13 protein-coding genes are annotated in these 19,368 nt (G+C 74.1%); 9 read left to right on the top strand and 4 right to left on the bottom strand.

Annotated features, from left to right (window positions below):
• Positions 1–149: 149 nt before the first annotated feature.
• Positions 150–3,410, bottom strand: a complete 3,261-nt coding sequence (locus ACH4SE_RS27860) for a choice-of-anchor D domain-containing protein (RefSeq protein ID WP_398546243.1) — start codon at positions 3,408–3,410, stop codon at positions 150–152.
• A gap of 521 nt (positions 3,411–3,931) precedes the next feature.
• Between ACH4SE_RS27860 and ACH4SE_RS27855 the strand changes: the two genes are divergently transcribed.
• The 3 genes from ACH4SE_RS27855 to ACH4SE_RS27845 all read left to right on the top strand — a co-directional run bounded on the left by ACH4SE_RS27855 (position 3,932) and on the right by ACH4SE_RS27845 (position 6,600).
• Positions 3,932–4,924 (top strand): YihY/virulence factor BrkB family protein, encoded by a 993-nt coding sequence (locus ACH4SE_RS27855; RefSeq protein WP_398546242.1) that lies wholly within the window; start codon positions 3,932–3,934, stop codon positions 4,922–4,924.
• Positions 4,925–5,074: 150 nt separating this feature from the next.
• Positions 5,075–5,488 carry a RidA family protein gene (locus ACH4SE_RS27850; protein WP_398546241.1) on the top strand — a complete coding sequence of 138 codons (414 nt, stop codon included), beginning with the start codon at positions 5,075–5,077 and terminating at the stop codon, positions 5,486–5,488.
• Positions 5,489–5,838: 350 nt separating this feature from the next.
• Positions 5,839–6,600: a DUF72 domain-containing protein gene (locus tag ACH4SE_RS27845; protein WP_398546240.1), complete on the top strand. Its 762-nt coding sequence runs from the start codon at positions 5,839–5,841 to the stop codon at positions 6,598–6,600.
• A 169-nt stretch (positions 6,601–6,769) separates the two neighbouring features.
• On the opposite strand, the gene ACH4SE_RS27840 is transcribed toward ACH4SE_RS27845, so the two are convergent.
• Positions 6,770–7,219 carry an SRPBCC family protein gene (locus ACH4SE_RS27840; protein ID WP_398546239.1) on the bottom strand — a complete coding sequence of 150 codons (450 nt, stop codon included), beginning with the start codon at positions 7,217–7,219 and terminating at the stop codon, positions 6,770–6,772.
• Positions 7,220–7,849: 630 nt separating this feature from the next.
• On the opposite strand from ACH4SE_RS27840, the gene ACH4SE_RS27835 reads away from it, so the two are divergent.
• Positions 7,850–9,472, top strand: a complete 1,623-nt coding sequence (locus tag ACH4SE_RS27835; protein ID WP_398546238.1) for a CHAD domain-containing protein — start codon at positions 7,850–7,852, stop codon at positions 9,470–9,472.
• A gap of 157 nt (positions 9,473–9,629) precedes the next feature.
• Positions 9,630–11,363 carry a SpoIIE family protein phosphatase gene (locus ACH4SE_RS27830; RefSeq protein ID WP_398546237.1) on the top strand — a complete coding sequence of 578 codons (1,734 nt, stop codon included), beginning with the start codon at positions 9,630–9,632 and terminating at the stop codon, positions 11,361–11,363.
• 79 nt (positions 11,364–11,442) lie between these two features.
• On the opposite strand, the gene ACH4SE_RS27825 is transcribed toward ACH4SE_RS27830, so the two are convergent.
• Positions 11,443–12,501: a LacI family DNA-binding transcriptional regulator gene (locus ACH4SE_RS27825; RefSeq protein WP_398546236.1), complete on the bottom strand. Its 1,059-nt coding sequence runs from the start codon at positions 12,499–12,501 to the stop codon at positions 11,443–11,445.
• 348 nt (positions 12,502–12,849) lie between these two features.
• On the opposite strand from ACH4SE_RS27825, the gene ACH4SE_RS27820 reads away from it, so the two are divergent.
• The 3 genes from ACH4SE_RS27820 to ACH4SE_RS27810 all read left to right on the top strand — a co-directional run bounded on the left by ACH4SE_RS27820 (position 12,850) and on the right by ACH4SE_RS27810 (position 17,574).
• On the top strand, positions 12,850–14,895 hold the full coding sequence (locus ACH4SE_RS27820; RefSeq protein ID WP_398546235.1) for a glycosyl hydrolase: 2,046 nt from the start codon (positions 12,850–12,852) through the stop codon (positions 14,893–14,895).
• Positions 14,896–15,439: 544 nt separating this feature from the next.
• Positions 15,440–17,383, top strand: coding sequence for an amidase (locus tag ACH4SE_RS27815; RefSeq protein WP_398546234.1), 1,944 nt, complete (start codon positions 15,440–15,442; stop codon positions 17,381–17,383).
• Positions 17,380–17,574, top strand: a complete 195-nt coding sequence (locus tag ACH4SE_RS27810) for a hypothetical protein (protein ID WP_398546233.1) — start codon at positions 17,380–17,382, stop codon at positions 17,572–17,574. Before ACH4SE_RS27815 ends, ACH4SE_RS27810 begins: the two co-directional genes overlap by 4 nt.
• Before the next feature lie 162 nt (positions 17,575–17,736).
• Here ACH4SE_RS27810 and ACH4SE_RS27805 read toward each other — a convergent pair whose 3' ends face one another.
• A complete protein-coding gene (locus ACH4SE_RS27805) occupies positions 17,737–18,672 on the bottom strand; it encodes an NADP-dependent oxidoreductase (protein WP_398546232.1) in 936 nt (311 codons plus the stop codon).
• Positions 18,673–18,741: 69 nt separating this feature from the next.
• Here ACH4SE_RS27805 and ACH4SE_RS27800 point away from each other — a divergent pair, with 69 nt between their 5' ends.
• Positions 18,742–19,338, top strand: coding sequence for a TetR/AcrR family transcriptional regulator (locus tag ACH4SE_RS27800; RefSeq protein WP_398546231.1), 597 nt, complete (start codon positions 18,742–18,744; stop codon positions 19,336–19,338).
• Positions 19,339–19,368: the final 30 nt, after the last annotated feature.

Raw genomic sequence — 19,368 nt, 5'->3', positions numbered from 1 at the left:
CCCGCTCTCCCCGGCCCCCGGGGGGGGCGGGGGGGGGCGCGGCCCCCCCGGGGGGGCGCCGGGGGGGGGCCGGGGGGGGGGGGCCCCCCCCCGGGGGGCCCCCCCCGGGGGGGGGGCCCCCCCCCCGCTCGCCGGTCGGTGCCGGACGGTCAGACGAGCATGCTGTACACGTTCCAGCCCGGTCCGACGAGGGTGCGCTGCGCGTACGGCGACGCGGTGGTGCCGGTCGCCTTGTACAGCCACAGCTGGCCCGTGGAGTCGCGGCCCACGAGGTCGGGCCTGCCGTCACCGGTCACGTCGCCGGGGGCGGCGAGGCTGGTGTAGATGTTCCAGCCGCTTCCGACGAGGGTGCGGGTGGCGAACGGTGCGGTGGCGGTGCCGGTGCCCTGGTACAGCCAGAGCTTGCCCGTGGTGTCCCGGGCCACGAGATCGGCCCTGCCGTCGCCCGTGACGTCACCGGCTCCGACGAGGCTGCTGTAGGTGTTCCAGCCGCTTCCGACGAGGGTGCGGGTGGCGAACGGTGCGGTGGCGGTGCCGGTGCCCTGGTACAGCCAGAGCTTGCCCGTGGTGTCCCGGGCCACGAGATCGGCCCTGCCGTCCCTGGTGACGTCGCCCGTGCCGGTCAGCGCGCTGTAGGCGTTCCAGCCGGTCCCGACCTTCGTCCGCGCCGCGAAGGGCGCCGCCACCTTGCCGGTGCCCTGGTACATCCACAGGGTGCCCGTGGAGTCGCGGCCGACGAGCGTTCCGGTGCCGTTCGCCATCTCACGGCTCACGCTGGTGATCTGGCTGTAGGCGTTCCAGCCGGTCCCGATGGACGCCCGCGGCCCGAACGGCACCGACGCCGTCCCCGTGCCCGGGTACTCCCAGAGCGTTCCGGCGGTGTCGCGCGCCATCAGCATGCCGCGCGCGGAGGCCGGCGGCACGCCGGAGCCGGTGAGCGTCTCCAGCATCTCGCCCTGCCCGGCGTCGCCGGTCACCTCGTAGCTCGCCGTCTGGTCGCCGACGGCGGTCGGCGCGAAGGTCACGGTCTGCCGCACGCTCTGCTCGGGTCCCAGGACCAGGCCCTCGGGGAGCGGGTCAGCGGCGCTGAAGGCGCCGGCCGGGGCCTTCGCCTTGGTGATCGTGACCGGCACGTTCCCGGTGTTGGTGAGGGTGAACGTCTTGTCGAGCGTCGTACCGGGCACGAGGCCGCCGAACGCCATCGTCGGGGGAGTGAGCTCCAGGTGCCCCTTGCCGCTGATCGCGGTGCCCTTGACCGGGATGGTCAGCGTGCCGCTGGTGCTGGTCAGCGTGATCGACGACGTGTGCGTGCCGGTGGCCGTCGGCGTGTAGGCGACCTGCAGCACGATCGAGCCCTGGGCCGGGACGACCGTCGGGTTCGCCGCGTCGGCGCTCGGCAGGTTGTCGGCGCTGAACGGCCCGGTGGGCGGAGTGACGGAGGAGATGGTCTCCGGCGTGGTGCCGGTGTTGGTGAGCTGGACGTTGGCGGTGGCGGTCATCCCGGTCGGCTGGTTGTCGAACGCCACGGTGCCCGGGAAGGCGGCCAGCCCGGCCTTCGTCCCCACGCCGTGCAGGCTCAGTGCGAACGTGCCCGCGTCGGTGGTCACGGTGAGTGTGCCGCTCGCGCCCAGGACCGTGGCCGGCTTGAACGTGACGGGTACCGTCAGCTGCCCGCCGGCCGGGATCGAGGACGGCAGCGCCGAGGTGTCGGCGGTGAACGGGCCCGCGACGCTCACGCCCGTGACCCCCAGGGGCCTGGACGGGCTCTGGTTCTCCGTCAGCACGACGTCGGTGGTCCGGGTGCCGCCGACCGGGACGTTCCCGAACTCGACCGGGCCGCCCTTGAGCGGGCTCCCGACCGGGTTGCCGTACGCGTAGACCCTGCCGTCGCGCGTGCCGACGAAGACCTGCCCGCCGTCGGTCGCCGGGACGACGAACTTCGGCGCGGTGCCGATCGGCGCGGACCACACGAGCTGCAGGACGCCGTTCGCGTCCGGGACGGGGTTGTAGGCGCGCAGCTGGGCGTTGACGCCCGTCGCCCCGCCGGACCAGACCACCCACACCAGGGCGCTGCCCGACCGTGTCCCGTCGGACGTCACCACCGGCGAGCCGCTGGTGTAGGGGAACGTGTCCTGGCTGGCGCCGGCGACGCTGAGCGCCGGGTCGCCCTTGCCGGTGACGCCGCGGTGCAGCGCCGTCAGCGCTCCGCCGTTGCCGACGACGTAGACGTAGCCGCCGTCACCGCCCCAGACCGCGGGGTGGCCCCACTGGCCCTTGAGCGGCCCGGTGGTGCCGACCACCGCGTCCGTCCCGCCGGTGCCCTGCGAGCGGCCGCCGAGGTGGTCGCGGTCCAGCAGGAACACCCGGCCGTCCTTGCCCTGCTGCACCATCAGGTGCGGGTGCGAGGAGGTGCCGAAGCTGTCCGGCAGTCCCGCGGGCCCGCCGGATGCCAGGTCGGTGTCCATCTGGTCGAGCGTCGGCGCGTTGGACGGGCTGAAGAAGTCCACCGCCTTCAGGCTCTTGTCGGCCTGCACCTGGAGCCGGACCACCGACTCGGCGAGGGTGCCGGGCGGCGAGGTGCCGGGGCCGGGCGCCGGGCTGACGCCGTTGCCGGTGGCCACGAAGATCCGGCCGGGACCGTCCGAGACGAGTCCGCCGCCGGACTGCCAGATGCCGGCGCCGCTGTTGCTCGCGCCGGTCTCCGTCGCCCAGATCGTCGTCACCGACGGTGTCGTGGTGCTGACGCCGACGACGTAGCCACGGTAGGGCTTGCGGTCGCAGTGCCCGCCGAAGCCGGCGTAGACGACGCCGTCGACCAGCACCAGCCCGGGCCGCTGCATCTCGTACGCGGGCAGGAACGACTGGCCCGGGTCGTTGCTCGCGGTGCCCTGGATCGTCACGGGGAAGCCGGGCTTCTCCGCGCCGCTGACCGGGTCGACCGCGTGCATGTACCAGTGCGGGCTCAGCGCGTCCGGACCGTCGTCGACCTTCGTCGTCAGGTACACCGCGCCGGTCGCCGGGTCGTACACCGGCGTGGCCGTGCTGCCGATGTTCGGCGCGAGGTCGCCGCAGCTGAGCGTCGTCGCCGGCCAGGCGGGACCGAAGCTGCGCTTCCACAGGACCGCGCCGGTGGCCCGGTCCAGGCCGTAGACGTTGTTGTTCTCGGTGACCGCCACCACCGCGCCGCCGACCACGAGCGGCTGCGCGTACACCTGCCCGTCGAGCTGGGCCGGCGCCTTCCACAACTGGCCGAAGGAGGACGACCGCACGTCCGACGCGCTGAGGTTCGCCTCCCCCTGGTCCCAGCCGGTCCGTGACGCGTCCACCGACCCGGTCGTCTCGTCGGCCTGCGCCTGCGAGACTCCGGCCCCGATCAGACCTGCCGTCAGCGCACCGGTCACCGCGAGCACCAGCCCGCGCCTTCGCGTTCTTCCGCGTCTGCCGCTGTGCCTGTCAGCACCCACGACGAAACCCCCTCCGAAGTCCCACCCAAGAAGTTCCGCGAGCGCGCTCCCCGCGCGATCGCCTTCCCCCGAGCCGCCCGTCGTCCCTGGCGGCCCTCTCACACGGAGGACCGCGGCGCACAGGTGCGGCCCGCGCATCCAACCACACAATCAGCCCGCGGATGACGTGGTTGAGCCGTCTCCCGGCGCTTTCGCCCGCGCCTCCCGGGCGCCACCCGCTCCCGTACGCGAAGACGCCACCCGGAGTTCACCTCAGGAGCATCAGGGGACGCAGGAGTGCGGTTCGGCACCAGTGGCGCCGGAGGGCGTCGTGACGTCACGCGGACATTCCTGGACCGCCCGCGATCCGCTGGAGTGGTCGTTCCGCCGTGTCGTCGGGAGGCGGTGCTCGCGGTGGCCGTGCTGACGGGACGATAATGGCGGAATGAGTGGAAACGTCCGGCTTTCGCCTGTCCTGGGATCCCGCCGTGGAAGAAGATGAGCCGCAGCGCACCGGAGCGAGCCCCGCGGAGGGGGCCGGGAGTCGGCCCGAGACGGGAGGGAGGGCGCCGGAGAGGCCGTCGGACCTGCCCGGCGGGGCGAACAAGGACATCCTGAAGCGCACCGTCAAGGAGTACAGGGCGGACAACCTGTCCGACCTGGCGGCGGCGCTCACGTACTACGCCATCCTGGCGATCTTCCCCGCGCTGCTCGCCCTCGTCTCGATCGTGGGGCTCCTGAGCAAGTCCACCGCCGCATCACTGACCGACAACATCGCCGGCCTGGCGCCCGGCGCCGTCCGCTCCACCCTGACCGGCATCGTCTCCCAGGCGCAGGCCGGAGGGAACAAGGCCCTGATCCCGCTGGTCATCGGCATCGTGGTGGCCCTGTGGTCGGCGTCCGGATACGTGGCGGCCTTCATGCGGGCCGGCAACACGGTGTACGACATCGGCGAGGGGCGCCCTGCGTGGAAGACGCTGCCCCTCCGCCTCGCGCTCACGGTCTTCGTGGTCGTCGTGCTCGCGGCGATCTCGGTGGGCATCGTGTTCACCGGCAACCTGGCCCGCAGAACCGGCAGCGTCCTCGGCGTCGGCGACACGGCGGTGACGGTGTGGAACTACGCCAAGTGGCCCGTCATGGCGCTCCTGTTCGCGCTGGTCGTCGCCGTGCTGCACTGGGCCGCGCCGAACGTCCGGCACAAGTTCGCCTGGGTTACCCGCGGCAGCCTGCTGAGCGTCGCCATCTGGATCGCCGCGTCCGCCCTCTTCGCCGTCTACGTCGCCAACTTCTCCAGCTACAACAAGACCTACGGCACTTTCGCCGGGATCGTCATCTTCCTCGTCTGGCTGTGGATCTCCAACATCGCCCTGCTCCTGGGCCTGGAATTCAGCGCGGAGGCCGAGCGTGCCCGGGCCCGCGAGGGGGGTCACCCGCCCGACGAGGAGCCCTACGTCGAGCCGCAGGACGACCGCAAGCTCTGACTGCCCCCGACGGCACGGTGCGGCGCGGCGGGCGACGGCACGCCGCCCCCGCGTCCGGCCAGGCCGGACCGATGACGTAAAGACGCAGTGGCCGACGGGAGTTGACGTCGTATAGCGTCGCTTCGTCACCTGTCCGCAAGGAGGTCACCTGTGCCGGATGAGTCGGATGAGCCGTGGCTCGAGCACGTTCCGGCGGACGGGCTGGCTCCGGGGGACGGGTACAGCCACGTGGTGGTGGGCGAAGGCCAACTGGTCGCCGTCTCCGGGCAGGTCGCTCTGGACGGTGACGGGAACGTGGTCGGGAAGGGCGACGCCGCCGCCCAGGCCCGTCAGGTCTTCGAGAACCTGCGCCGCTGCCTGGCGGCAGGTGGCGCGACGTTCGCCGAGGTCTCCAGGTTCACCGTCTACGTCACCGACATCGCCATCCTGCCGGAGGTGTGGCGCGTCCGCGACGCGTACGTCGACACCGCGAATCCGCCGGCCAGTACCGCGGTACAGGTGTCCGCCCTCTACCGGCCGGAACTGATGGTCCAGGTGGAAGCCCTTGCCCTGATCCCCTGGTGACACGGCACGCCTGCGCCGGGCGGCCGGGCGGCCGGTCCCGGCCGCCTTCGGTGCCGAACCCGTCCTCGCCGGGGGAGGCGGTGACCGCCGGCCCGCGCGCCCTGTCCTTCGATGCGGCCGCGGCCCGGTACGCGGCGCGTCGGCCTTCCCGCCCGGCCGTGTGCGTCGACTCCGTCGAGGAGTTCGCAGGCCGTCGCCCGGCGGGTGCCCGGGCCGCCGATGCCGTTCACGGGTAACGGAATCGCCGGCGGGCCGCTGGGGGAGCGCCGTGGCCGCTGTGCGGAGGCCCGCTGTGCCGGACGGGTGCCCGTCCGGTTACGCGGCGGCGCCCACCGGGCACGTATCGCCGCATGCCCCTGCTCGTCGGAACGTCGGGGTGGCAGTACCGGGACTGGCGCGGCGTGCTCTACCCACCACAGGTGCCGCAGCGGCTGTGGCTGGAGGAGTACGCCGGCCGGTTCGCCACCGTGGAGAACAACAACGCCTTCTACCGGCTGCCCACCGCCGACACGTTCGCCGCGTGGCGGCGCCGCACGCCGGACGGGTTCGTCATGGCGGTCAAGGCCAGCCGCTACCTCACGCACATCAAACGGCTGCGCGAGCCCGAGGAGCCGGTGCACCGGCTGATGGAACGGGCCGCCGCCCTGGGCGACCGGCTCGGTCCCGTCCTGGTCCAGCTGCCGCCGAACCTGCGTGCCGACCCGGACGCGCTCGACGCCTGCCTGCGCTGCTTCCCGCGCTCGGTCCGGGTCGCCGTCGAACTGCGGCACCCCTCGTGGTGGCAGGCCGGGCGGGAACTGCGGGCGGTGCTGGAACGCCACGGCAGCGCCCTGTGCTGGGCGGACCGCGGCTCGCGCCCGGTGACGCCGCTGTGGCGCACCGCCGACTGGGGATACGTGCGCCTGCACGGCGGCCGCGCCGAGCCGGCGCCCCACTACGGCCGCACGGCGCTGCGCTCCTGGGCCGAGCGCGTACGGGAGGCGTGGCCCGATGACGGAACCGACGTCTACACGTACTTCAACAACGACCCAGGGGGTGCGGCCGTCACCGACGCCCGGCTGTTCGCCCGCTCCGCCGCCGCCGCCGGACGGAGCGTCAGCCGCGTGGGGTGACGGCTCGGACGTACAGCGGGAGCGGCGGGGCCGGGGGTGCGGTGCCGGGAGCCGCGGGGCTCCTGCAGCCACCGGAGCATGTGCTGCGGAGGGGGAGGACGCGGCAGGCCGAGGTGCCGCGGCCCTCAGCGGGCCGCGGCACCTCGGCCGGGTGGCCGGGCGGGCGGTCTCAGACCTGTCCCCGCCACGCCCCGGATTCCAGGCCCCGCGACTCGATGTACTTCTTGAACCGTTCGAGGTCGCCCTTGGCCTGCCGGCGGACGAAGCCGAGCTTGTCCCCGACCTTGTCGGTGATGCCGTGCGGGTCGTGTTCGAGCTGCAGCATGACCTTGGTGTGGGTGTCGTCGAGCCGGTGGAAGGTGACGACACCGGCCTGCCGGGCCTCGCCCGCGACGGTCGTCCAGGCGACCCGCTCGTCGGGTATCTGCTCGGTGATCTCCGCGTCGAACTCCCGCTTGGCACCGCTGACCTCGGTCACCCAGTGGGTGAGGGTGGGCGTGCGCTGCTCGATGCGCTTGACGCCGTCCATGAACTGCGGGAACTCCTCGAACTGCGTCCACTGGTTGTACGCGGTGCGGACCGGGACGTGAACCTCGACCGATTCCTCGACGGTGGACATGTCCGAACTCCTCCCTGTCGTTGGATCAGTACCTCAGGGCGGCTGCCCCTTCAGCTCCGGACGACACATATGCGTCGTCGGCGATACGGCCGCGAACCGCGCGCCGGTGCCCAACTGCCGCTGGTCCACGGCGGTGTGGCCCCGTTCGGGACAAGTCCCGCGCGAGGGGACGGCGATGAGGCGGCTCCGCCCCGGACCGCTGCCGCCGCGGGCCCCGGCCACCCGCCCCGCCCCGCCCCGTCCCGGGCACTCCACCGCGACCGCACCCCGGCTGCGCGGACCGGCCGCCTCCTGCCCACGGGGGGAGGCCGCCGGGCGGGCGGCCGGGGGCCCGCTGCGGCGAGGTGCGGGGAACCGGTGCACGGAGATCTGCCGGGACGCGTCCCGCACCGCTGCCGGAGGACCGGCCGCGACAGGGGGACGGCGCGGACGCCCGGTGGCCGCACCCGGCGGGGCGAGCGGGCGCGGGCGGGGCGGACGCCCGGTGGCCGCACCCGGCGGGGCGAGCGGGCGTGGGCGGGGCGGCGGCCTGCCCGGCGGGCGTCCGCCGCCCCGGTCACCGGGCACCGCCGCGGGCCCGGCGGGCCCTCCACGGGGATTGCCCCCCACCGCGCTGGGCAGGCGATTCCCATGTCTGCTGCCCGAAGCGAACGAGAAGCCACGTTCGAGGGAACCGGGCTCTTCGACCCGCAGGAACTGCGGCTGCTCGCCGTGGTCGACCGGGTGCGGGAGGAGCCGCCGGAGGAACTCGACGCCATCTACTACGACACCCCGGACCTGCGTCTGCTCACCCGCGGCATCACCCTGCGCCGCCGCAGCGGCGGACACGACGCGGGCTGGCACCTGAAGCTCCCGACCGGCGGCCCCGCGCGCGTCGAGGTGCACGCGCCGCTGAAGGCGGGCAAGGGCCGGGCGGTGCCCGGCGAACTGCTCAACCGGACCGCGGCCTACGCCCGCGGCCGGGCGCTGGTGCCCGTCGCGCACCTGCGCACCCACCGGCGGCGGCACCTGCTGCTGGACAAGCGCGAGCGCTGCCTGGCCGAGGTCGCGCAGGACACGGTGGCCGCGCAGACACTCACCCCCGCGCCGGACCGTGGGCGGGGCGAGCCGACGGCCGGCGGCAAGGACGGCGGCAAGGGCGGCAAGGGCGGCGTCACCCGCATCACGCAGTGGTCGGAGATCGAGGTCGAGCTCGCCGACGGAGCCCCCGGCCTGCTGGACGCCGCCGCCGAGCGCCTCGGCGCCGCCGGCTGGCATCCCGCGGCCACTCCCCGCAAGCTTGACCGCGCGCTGGCCGACGAGCTGGCGGCTGCACGTCCCGGTCCCGGCCGCGCGGCCCGGCGCATCCGGGCGGGCTCGGTGGGGGAGGCGGTCATGAACCGGCTCGGCTCCCAGGTCGACGCCCTCCTGCGGTCCGACGCGGGAACGCGTACCGACGCCCCCGACGCCCTGCACCAGATGCGGTCCGCGGCCCGCCGCCTACGCAGCGTGCTGCGCGCCCATCGGCGCGTGCTGGACCGCTCGCGCACCGACCGCGTCGCCCGCGAGCTGCACTGGCTGACCGGGGTGCTGGCGGACGCCCGTGACCACGAGGTGCTGGCCCGGCGGCTTCCCGCGCAGGCGGCCCGGCTGAGGCGGCTGGACCCGGACCCGGCCGTACGCGCCGCCATCCGCGGGCTGGCCGGCCGGCTGCGGGAGCAGGAGGGTGCCAGGCACGCCGCGGCGTGGGGGAGGGCCGTCGCGGCTCTCGGCTCGCCCCGCTATTTCGCCCTGCTCGACGACCTCGACGGCCTGCTCGCCGATCCTCCGCTGCGCCGCAGGGCGCGGCGGCCCGCCGGGAAGCAGCTGCGCAAGGCGGCCGAGGCCGACCGCCGGCGTCTCACCCGCCGCCTGGCCGCGGCGGAGCGGGCCGGTGACGGGCGGGAGCGCGAAGTGGCCCTGCACCAGGTGCGGAAGGCCGCCCGCCGGGCGCGGCACACCGCGGAGGTCGCGCTGCCCTACGGCGGCAAGCGGGCCCGGCGGCTGCGCAAACGCACCAAGGAGCTCCAGCAGGTGCTCGGGGACCACCAGGACGCCGCCGTCGCCCGCGGCGCCCTGGTCTCCCTGGCCGGCGAGGCACACGGCACAGGGACGGACACCTTCGGCTACGGCCTCCTCCACGCGGTGCAGGCCGCGGACATGGCGGAGGCCGCGCGGAAGCTTCCCCGCCGCGCCGGCCGCGCCGTCGCCGCGGGCCTGTCCCGCTTCGCCTGACGGACGGCTGGAGGGCGAGCGACGTGTCCGGCGGCGGTGCGGCCGAGCGTGCCCCGCGCCGGGACGTGCGGGCACGCGGGTCACGGCGGCGGCGTGCCGGGTGCCGGGCGCCGGGAGACAGTGGAGGGTGGAGGTTCGGCCGGAGGAGGTGTGGCAGGTGACGGAGTGGGAGCCCAGGGAGCGTGACGGGCGGGCCGGGAGTGTGTCGCACGACCGGATCGCCGAGGGACTGGAGGCGATCGGGACCGGTGCGTACGCGGTGGACCAGGCAGGCTGCATCGTCGCGGTGAACACTTCCGCGCAGCGCCTGCTGGGCGGGACGGCACAGGACCTGCTGGGGCACGACGCGCACGATCTGCTGCACCGCGGACCGCGGGGGGAGCGGTTGCAGGCGTCGCAGTGCCGGATGCGGCAGGCGTTCCACGACGGGCGACCGGGCCAGGGCGAGCAGGAGCACTTCGCGCTCGCGGACGGTTCGGTGCTGCCGGTGGCGTGGGTGATCACTCCGTACGACATCGGGGAGCCGCAGGCGGGCACGCTGGTGGTCTTCTACCCTTCCGGGCGCGACGGGGCCTGTGGGAGCGACGGGTCCGGGGGGCAGGCCCCGGACGGGCCGGCGTTGCCGCTGTCGGAGGTCGAGCGGCTGGCGCTGCTGGCCGAGACCACGAGCCGGCTGACGTCCACCCTCGATGTGGGGGAGGCGGTGCGGCGGCTGGTGGAGCTGGTGCTGCCCCGGCTGGCGGACTGGGTGGTGGTCGATCTGATCATCGACCGCGACGAGGTGTGGCGCACCGCGGTGGTGCAGGCCGCCGACGGCGCCCTGCTGCACGAGGAGGAGCTGGAGGGCCCGATGCCGCCGGTCCCGGAGGAGTCCCCGATGCCGCTGTCGCGGGCGCTGCGCGGTGTCGCCTCCACCCTGGCGGGCCCGCAGACCTACCGGCAGGCCCCGGACTCGGGTATCGCCGTGGAGCAGCGGCGGCTCTTCGAGGCCACCGGCATCCACTCCGCGGCCATCGTGCCGCTGCGCGGTGCCCGCGACGTGCTGGGCGCCCTCACGCTGGGCCGGGCCGGTACGCCGGGCGACTTCACCGTCCAGGACCTGCCGCTGTTCGAGGACATCGCCCGCCGCGCCGCCCTCGCCCTGGACAACGCCCGTCTCTACCAGCGCCAGCGTGCGGTGGCGGAGACGATGCAGAACCACCTGCTGCCCCAGATGCCGCGTGTGCCGGGTCTGCAGACGGCCGTGCGCTACCTGCCCGCACCCGACGCCTCACAGGTCGGCGGCGACTGGTACGACGCCTTCACCCTGCCCGACGGCGCCATCGCCCTGGCCGTCGGTGACGTGGTCGGCCACGATCTGCAGGCTGCCGCGGGCATGGCCCAACTGCGCAACGTCCTGCGCGCCTACGCCTGGTCGGAGCAGGAACGCGAGCCCAGCCGGATCGTGGAACGGCTCGACGAGGCGATCCACCCGCTCACCGACGTCGAAACGGCCACCCTGGTCTTCGCCCGCCTGACCCGGACCGCCGTCGGCGCCTGGCAGCTGACCTGGACCAACGCCGGCCACCCCCCGCCCCTGCTGATCACCCGTGACGGGATGGCCGACTACCTCACCGCCGGCCACGGCCTCCTGCTGGGCACCGGCCTGCAGCACACCTCCCGCCCCGACGCCACCATCGTCCTGCCGCCGGAATCCACCCTCCTGCTCTACACCGACGGACTGATCGAAGCCCCCGGCCAGACCCTGGACGAGGGGCTCAACCGCCTGCGCCAGCACGCCGCCGCGCTCGCCCGCCGCCCCCTGAGCTCCCTCCCCGACCAGCTCCTGGACCGCGTCCACCCGCCCGGCCACGACGACATCGCCCTCCTGGCCCTCCGCACACCCCGATGACACCGCAGGCCGTGGCGACCGGGCCGGGGCCCGGGAGCGGTGCCGGCGCGCGCGGGCTCCACGGCGCAGGGGGTCCTGCTCACCCCCGCCCGGGCGGGGGTGCGGTCGACCCCCGTACGACCAGCGAGGGCCGGAAGACGACCTGCCGGTGGACGTGGGAAGCGCGGGACTCGTCGAGCAGCAGGCCGGCCGCCGCCCTGCCGAGGTCGTAGGAGGGCTGGTGCACGGTGGTCAGCCCCGGATCGAGCAGATCGGCGAAGTGCACGTCGTCGTAACCGACCACGGACATGTCCGCCGGCACCCGGACGCCCCGGCGGCGCAGGCCGCGGACGGCCCCCAGGGCGGCGATGTCGTTGAGGCAGAAGACGGCCGTCGGCGGGTCGCGGTGGCCGAGTACGGTCCCCACGGCCGCGTCCGCGGCGTCCGCGCCGCCGGACGCGGGCAGCCGCACTTCGAGCAGGGCCTCGGCCGGGTCGAGCCCCGCCGCGGTCAGGGACTGGACGACGCCGAGCCGGCGGTCGCCGACGGCCCGGACCTTCGACGACCCCTTGAGGAACGCGATCCGCCGGTGCCCCAGGGCCAGCAGGTGATCCACGGCCAGCCTGGCCCCCGTCACGTTGTCCGTGGCCACCGAGCACATTCCCGGCCCGCCCGGGTGGTCGACGAGAACCACCCGCGTTCCGTGCCGGGCCATCTCGCGCAGCCGCCCGCCCGTCGTGGCCACCGGGGTGAGCAGGACGCCGCGTACCCCCTGTTCCTCCATGGTGCGCAGCTGGCGCCGCTCCTTGTCGGGTGACGCGTCGGTGCTGGCCATCAGCAGCCGGCAGCCCGAGTGGTCGAGTGCGTCCTCGACACCCCTGGCGAGCTCGCCGTAGAAGGGGTTGGCCAGGTCGAGGATGACCACCCCGACGATCGCGCTCGGCACGCCCCGCAGCTGCCGGGCCTGCGCGTTGCGCACGTAGCCGGTCGCGGCCATGGCCGCCTCGACCTTGCCGCGGGTCTCGGCGGCGACGACAGCGGGGTTGTTGAGCACGTTGCTGACGGTCGAGACCGACACGCCCGCCTGCCGGGCCACTGCCCGGATCGTTCCACGGGGACCGTCCGGACCGCCGATCCCGCCCGTCCCGTTCCTGGCCACGGCCACAGTATGGTGCCCCCGCCCGCGCCGTCGCGACGCCGCATCCCGTGCCGGGGAGTTGCGACGTTCCAACACGGGCCCGGCCTCCGGACGGCGGGGGAGCGGGGCGCGGCGGCTGCCCGTCCACGGGCGGGAACCGTTCGGCGCGGACGGCCCGTACCGGGCGGATCCGCCCGGTCAGCCGCCTTTCGAGGGCTCTCCTCCGGTCCGGCGCAGGTGACGTGAGGCGGTCCGGGAGCGACCGCCGAAACCTGCGACCGGCCCATTGACGGGACCCTTTTCCTCTGGCTCTATGGGAGCGCTCCCACCGTGTTCTCCCTCCCTCCCCCCACCACACGAGGAGATCTCTTGTCCCCCCACGTTTCGCGTCGCCGCAGACTCCTGCGGCTGGCGGTCGCCGGGCTGCTCGCCGTACCGGCGGCCGTGGCACTCGCCCCGGGCGGCGCGCAAGCCGCCGACGCCCCGGCGGCCCAGGTGTACCAGGCGGAGGACGGCACGCTGAACGGCGTGACCGTCGGCACGTCCGTCTCCGGCTACCAGGGCGCCGGCTACGTCGAAGGCTTCGACCAGTCGGGCGACAGCCTGACGGTCACCGTTCCCGACAGCCCCGGCGGCCTGTACAGCCTGTCCCTCCACTACAACGGCCCCTACGGCGACAAGAAGGCGAACCTGCTGGTCAACGGCAGCGGTGTCGGCGAGGTCTCGCTCCCGGCCACCACCACCTGGAAGGACGCCGCCGCCGGGAACGTGCTGCTGAAGGCCGGCACCAACACCGTGACCGTCAGCAACGACTGGGGCTGGTACCTGATCGACTCGATCTCCCTCACCCCGGCACCGCCCCGGCCCCCGCACGCGGTCACCGGCGACCTGACGGACCCGCGGGCCACCCCGGAAGCCAGGTCGCTGATGACGTACCTGACGGCGAACTACGGCAAGGACATCCTCAGCGGCCAGCAGGACGCCGCGCACGAGCAGTGGGTGGAGACCAACGTCGGCAAGGCCCCGGCGATCGAGGGCCTGGACATGATGGACTACTCCCCCAGCCGGGTCGAGCGCGGCACGGTGGGAACGGACACCGACAACGCCCTCGCGTGGGACAAACGCGGCGGCATCACCGCCTTCGTCTGGCACTGGAACGCCCCCACCGACCTGATCGACCAGCCCGGCAAGGAGTGGTGGCGCGGCTTCTACACCGACTCCACCACCTTCGACGTGGCCGCGGCGCTGGCGGACCCGTCCTCCGCCGACTACAAGCTGCTGCTGCGCGACATCGATGCCATCGCCGTGCAGCTCAGGCGCCTCCAGGACGCCGGGGTGCCGGTGCTCTGGCGGCCGCTGCACGAAGCCGAGGGCGGCTGGTTCTGGTGGGGCGCCAAGGGGCCCGAACCGGCCAAGGCGCTCTACCGGCTGATGCACGAGCGGCTCACCGACGTCGACGGCATCCACAACCTGATCTGGGAGTGGAATTCGGTCGACCCCGCCTGGTACCCCGGTGACGACGTGGTCGACATGGTCACCGCCGACTCCTACCCCACGGCCGGCGACCACGGGCCGGTCGCGCTGACCTACGACAAGGAGCTGTCCCTCACCGGCGACACCAAGGTCGCCGCCCTGTCCGAGGTCGGCACCGTCCCCGACCCCGACCTGCTGCGCGCCTACCGGGCCGACTGGTCGTACTTCGTCACCTGGGCCGGCTCGGAGCAGGACACGGCCGCCAACTCGCTCGACTTCCTCAAGCGCGTCTACGGCGACCCGTACGTCGTCACCCTGGACGAGCTCGGCGACTTCAAGCACACCGGCGGTACGGGAGGCGACACGACGGCGCCGAGCGCGCCGGCCGGTCTGACCGGCACACCGGGCGCCGACAGCGTCGCCCTGACCTGGAAGGCCGCCACCGACGACGTCGGCGTCACCGGTTACGACGTCTACCGCGACGGGACGAAGACCGGCTCCTCGGCCACTCCCTCCTACACCGACACCGGCCTGACCGCCGGCACCGCCTACACCTACACCGTCAGGGCGAGGGACGCGGCCGGCAACGTCTCCGCTGCCTCCGCGGCCGTCACCGTCACCACCACGGCCGGCGGCGGTGCCGGTGCCTGCACCGCGACGTACCGCACCACCAGCGACTGGGGCAGCGGCTTCACCGCCGACATCACCGTCACGGCGGGAGCCAGGGCGCTCACCGGCTGGAAGGTCACCTGGACGTACGCGGGCAACCAGAAGCTGACCAACTCCTGGAACGCGGCGACCACCCAGACGGGCGCCTCGGTGCGCGCGTCGAACATGGGCTGGAACGGCTCCCTGCCCGCCGGCGGCAGCGCCTCCTTCGGCTTCCAGGCCGGCTACACAGGAGCCAACGCCGTCCCCGTGCTCACCTGCGCGGCCGGCTGAACCCGGCCCACCGGCAGCCCCGCCCCGGACAGAGGGCGGCCGTGCCCGGCGGCGGGACGACGAGGCCCGCGATCCCGAAAGGGGTCGCGGGCCTCACCCGTGGCACGGGCGGACCGGCCCCGGAGGGGCCGCCCGGGCGCGGAGCCGCGTTCACCCGGGGCGGCCCCGTCCTGCCGCGGCTCCGGGGCGGCCTCCTCCAGAACACGCGTCACAGCGGCCACTGCCATGCCTCCCGATACGCGACAGCCGTCGAACCGTCAGGTTTAATTTCGGTTTCACCAACCTCTCGACCGGTGGCCGGTCAGCTGATCAGCGGCATCCCTGCGGCCGTTTGCGCCCGGTTCCCGTACGTTTCCGGCGGAGCTGGTATTCACGCTCCCGAGACGTGCGGGAAATAAACCGCGCAACTGCATTCACGGTGCACGAAACACCAGGTCAAACGGGTTCCGCGTGCGGTGTCCGTGAACCTAGAGTCTTCCCGTGAGACGCGAGAAATTCGCGCCGGTCCTTTCTTTCTCCACCGCAGAGGACAGGAAAGCTGTACATGACGGCAGAACGTTCCACGCCCACCCGGAACCCGCGCACCACGGATTCCTCCGTCGCCGTGTCCGCCCCCGCGGGCGGTATGAGCCGGCGCGCCGTACTCGGCGGGGCCGCCGCCGTGACGGGTGCCGTCGCGGTCTCCGCGGCCGCCGCCACCCCGGCCTCGGCGGCCCCCGGCACCACCGGCGCCCCGTCGCCGGCCGCCCGGCTCGTCGCCGCCCTCCCGCCCGTCTCCGGCATCACGAAGCGCCCCCGGCTCGTCGACTACGAAGTGGTCGAACTCGCCTCGCTGCTGCGGGCCGGCAAGGTCACCGCCACCCAGGTGACCAAGGCGTACCTGGACCGTATCGACCGTTTCAACGGTCCCTTCGAGACCTACGGCGACAACGGCCTCTACAACGCCTTCGTCCGGATCGACCGGGCCGGCGCGCTCGCCGCCGCGGCCGCCGCCGACGCGCGGTTCGCCCGTGCCCGGCACACCCGCGAGGAACTGCCGCCGCTGCTGGGCATACCGTTCGGCGTCAAGGACTCCGTGGCCGTCAAGGGCCTCGACGCCAAGGACGGCAGCCACGCCTTCGACGGCAACACCGCGCTGCGGGACGCCACCGTGGTGCACCGGCTGCGTGAGGCGGGCGCCGTGATCCTCGGCCACACCGTCTGCTCGGCCTTCTCCGGGTCCATCACCGGCACGTTCGCCGGCAACGCGTGGAACAAGGACTACGTGCCCGGCGGTTCGAGCCAGGGCTCGGGCGTCGCGGCGGTCGCCCGGCTCGCGGCCGCGTGCATCGGCGAGGAGACCGGCGGCTCCATCGTGATGCCGTCGGCGGCCAACGGCGCGAGCGGCATCAAGCCGTCGCTGGGCACCAGTTCGGTCGCCGGCCTGATGCCGCTCTCTCCCGGCTACGACGTTCTCGGCCCCATCTGCCGCTCGGTGCGCGACGCCTCGCTCGTGCTGTCGGTCGTCCTCGGCCCCGACCCGGCGAACGACCCGCTGACGCTGTCGGCGCCCGAGCCCTTCCCCGCGATGCCGCTGACCGCCCGCAAGGGCCGCCGCCCGCTGGCCGGCGTCACGATCGGCATCCCGCAGACCGACTGGATGCGCACCAGCAGCGGGATCCAGGTGGGCACCCCGCCGCAGGACACCTACGACGCCGACCACCTGGCCGCCTTCAACCGGCTCAGGCAGCAGCTGACGTCGCTGGGCGCCACGGTCGAGGAATTCCCCGGCCTGGACGTGACCGACCCGGCCGGCGACCCGTACTTCGCCAGCAGCGACGTGCTGGCGACCGTCGACGGCACCAACGTCTCCCCGTCCTCGGCCGTGCTCAGCCCCAACCGCTACGAGATCCGCTACTGGGACGCGGTCAGGGACTTCGCCGCCACACGCCCGGCCGACCAGGCCGCCGCGCTGCTCGCGCAGTACGGACGCAGGGCTCCCGGCGAGACGTCGCCGTCCTTCGAGTCGGCCACCCGCCTCGGCGGGATGATCCCGGCGTCGGTGCGCGTCGAGGGCGAGAAGCGGCGCCGCCGGCTCCAGGCCAACTACCAGGCGGCGCTGGACGAGGCGGGCGTGGACTTCATGCTGGTGTTCTCGCTCGGTGCCCGGATCGGCCTGCGGGCCGGCGGCGGCTTCCCGGTCTACCGGGCCTATTACCAGCTGCCCAACGCCCTCGCCTGGCCGATGGTCTCCTTCCCGGTCGGCTACGACAGCACCGCCGGACTGCCGATCGCCGCGCAGTTCTGGGGCCCGCGGTTCAGCGAGCCGGAGATCGTGCAGGCCGCGATCGACTACCAGGAGCACTTCCCGCAGTACCACAACGCCGCGCCGCCGGACCCGGTGGCCGGCCCGCCCGAGGTGGCGCCGCGCATGCTGCGTTCGGTCGAGCCGTCCACGCCCCCGGAGCTGTCGAACGACCCGCTGGTGGCCGAGGAGGCGCTGCGATGAGCTTCCTGACGGTGGGCTGGGGGCCGGTGGTCAACGCCGGTCTCCTGCCGCAGCACCCGGGGGACGGCGCGTCGCCGGTGGCGACGGTGGGCTGGCTGCCGAAGCTCGGCACCGCCTTCTACCCCTATCCCGGCGACGATCCCGAGGCCGGGGAAGGGCCCGCGCGGCCTCCGGCGACGGCTGGAGGGTGACGCGCGGCGCGGCCGGCCGCACCGCCGTGCCCCGGCCCGGCAGCGGGCTGCCGGCACGCGTCGGCACGCACCCCCGCCGCCCCGCCCACCCGGCGGGGCGGCCCTCCCTCCGTCCTGCGGTCGTGCGGGCCGGGGGGATCCCCGGCCCGGAAGCCGGCAGGGTCAACGGGCGGCGGTGTCCGCGCCCGCATCCGAGGCCGGGCCTCGCACGACGATGACGCGGCGCCCGCGTGTGTGGCCCGCCCGGCTGTCGGCGTGCGCCGCCGCGGCCTCGGCGAGCGTGTACTCCTTCTCGACCGGGATGCGGAGCTTTCCCCGCGAGACGAGGTCGGCCGCGGTGGCGAGTGCTTCCGGCATGCTCCCGGCCACGCCGGAGAAACGGACACCGAACCGCGGCGCACCGAGATCGGCGATGGAGACGACCTTGCGCGGGTCCCCCGTCAGCTCGACGAGCTCGCGGATCACGCCCGAGCCGGCCACGTCCAGGGCCGCGTCCACACGGCCGAGTCGCCGCACCCGCCCGGCCCAGCCCTCGCCGTAGGTCGTGGCGAGGGCGCCCAGGCTGCGCAGGTAGTCCTGGTTGGCGCCACCCGCCGTGCCGATCACCGTGATGCCGCGCTCGCGGGCGATCTGCAGCACCGCCGAGCCGACTCCTCCGGACGCGCCGCTGACGAGCAGCGTCTGCCCGGGCCGCACGCCCACCTCGCGCAGGACGCGCAGCGCGGTCTCCACCACGGAGGGGTACCCGGCCGCCTCCTGGAAGGTCACGCCTCCGGGCATGCGGGCCCACGCCGACAGCACGGCGAACTCGGCGTAGGTGCTGGAGCCTTCGCCGAAGACGTGGTCCCCGGCCTCGACCCCTTCGACGCCCTCGCCGACCTGGTCCACCACCCCGGCGGCGTCCTGCCCGACCCCGGAGGGCAGCTCCACGGGGTGGGCGCCCAGTTTCTGGCCCTCACGGATCCGCCAGTCGACCGGGTTCACGCCCGCTGCCCGGACGGCGATGCGTATGCGGCCGGGGCCGGGACGGGGCTCCTCGGCCTCCACGAGGTGCAGGACGTCCGGGCCGCCGAATTCGGCGAAGCTCACTTTCTTCATGCGGCGACCGTAACACTAACGGTTAGCTTTTCGTAGTCGCTACGGATACGTATCTGCTAGGGTCAGTGCATGACCGTGCCGCCGCCCACCCGCCGTGAGCGCAAGAAGGCCGCGACCCGCCAGAAGATCGCCGATGCCGCTCTCCGGCTCTTCCTGGAGCGCGGGTACGAGGCGGTGGGGATCCGTGAAGTGGCCGCCGAGGCCGACGTGGCCGTCACCACGCTCTTCTCGCACTTCGCCTCCAAGGAGGCGCTGGTGTTCGAGCGGGACGACGACTTCGAGCAGCGCCTCACGAGGGCGGTCACCGACCGGGAGCCGCACGAGCCGCTCGTCCCCGCACTGCACCGCGAGATCCGGTCCCTCGTCCGCCACTGCACGGGGGAGGCCGCCACGCCCACCTGGCGGATGATCCACGAGACCCCCGCCCTGCGGGAGTACGAGGAGTCGATGAGGCTGCGCCACGCGGAGTCGCTGGCGGCGGCCATCGCCGCCGATCCCGCGCTGTCACGGACCGCGACGGCGAGCCGGACCGTCGCGAGGTTCGTGATCGACGCCTACGCGCTGGCGCGCGAGGCGCCCGACCCGGACGCCGCGCTGGACGAGATCTTCGGCATGATCGACGCTGCCTGGGCCGCCACCGGCCCCACCGGCGCGTCCCGCCCGTAGCCGGGGGCCGGGACGCGTCCCGGCCGGTCG

The sequence above is a fragment of the Streptomyces sp. NPDC020983 genome (genome assembly GCF_044333485.1).
Lineage (GTDB): Bacteria > Actinomycetota > Actinomycetes > Streptomycetales > Streptomycetaceae > Actinacidiphila.
The sequence above is the reverse complement of the archived record's forward strand: the minus strand, read 5'-3'. Positions and strand labels throughout refer to the sequence as shown.

Bases quoted from the DNA above. Each gene is read 5' to 3' on its own strand.
- ACH4SE_RS27845 (WP_398546240.1), top strand. From the start codon at position 5,839: ATGCCCCTGCTCGTCGGAACGTCGGGGTGGCAGTACCGGGACTGGCGC.
- ACH4SE_RS27840 (WP_398546239.1), bottom strand. From the start codon at position 7,219: ATGTCCACCGTCGAGGAATCGGTCGAGGTTCACGTCCCGGTCCGCACC.
- ACH4SE_RS27835 (WP_398546238.1), top strand. From the start codon at position 7,850: ATGTCTGCTGCCCGAAGCGAACGAGAAGCCACGTTCGAGGGAACCGGG.
- ACH4SE_RS27815 (WP_398546234.1), top strand. From the start codon at position 15,440: ATGACGGCAGAACGTTCCACGCCCACCCGGAACCCGCGCACCACGGAT.
- ACH4SE_RS27810 (WP_398546233.1), top strand. From the start codon at position 17,380: ATGAGCTTCCTGACGGTGGGCTGGGGGCCGGTGGTCAACGCCGGTCTC.
- ACH4SE_RS27805 (WP_398546232.1), bottom strand. From the start codon at position 18,672: ATGAAGAAAGTGAGCTTCGCCGAATTCGGCGGCCCGGACGTCCTGCAC.
- ACH4SE_RS27800 (WP_398546231.1), top strand. From the start codon at position 18,742: ATGACCGTGCCGCCGCCCACCCGCCGTGAGCGCAAGAAGGCCGCGACC.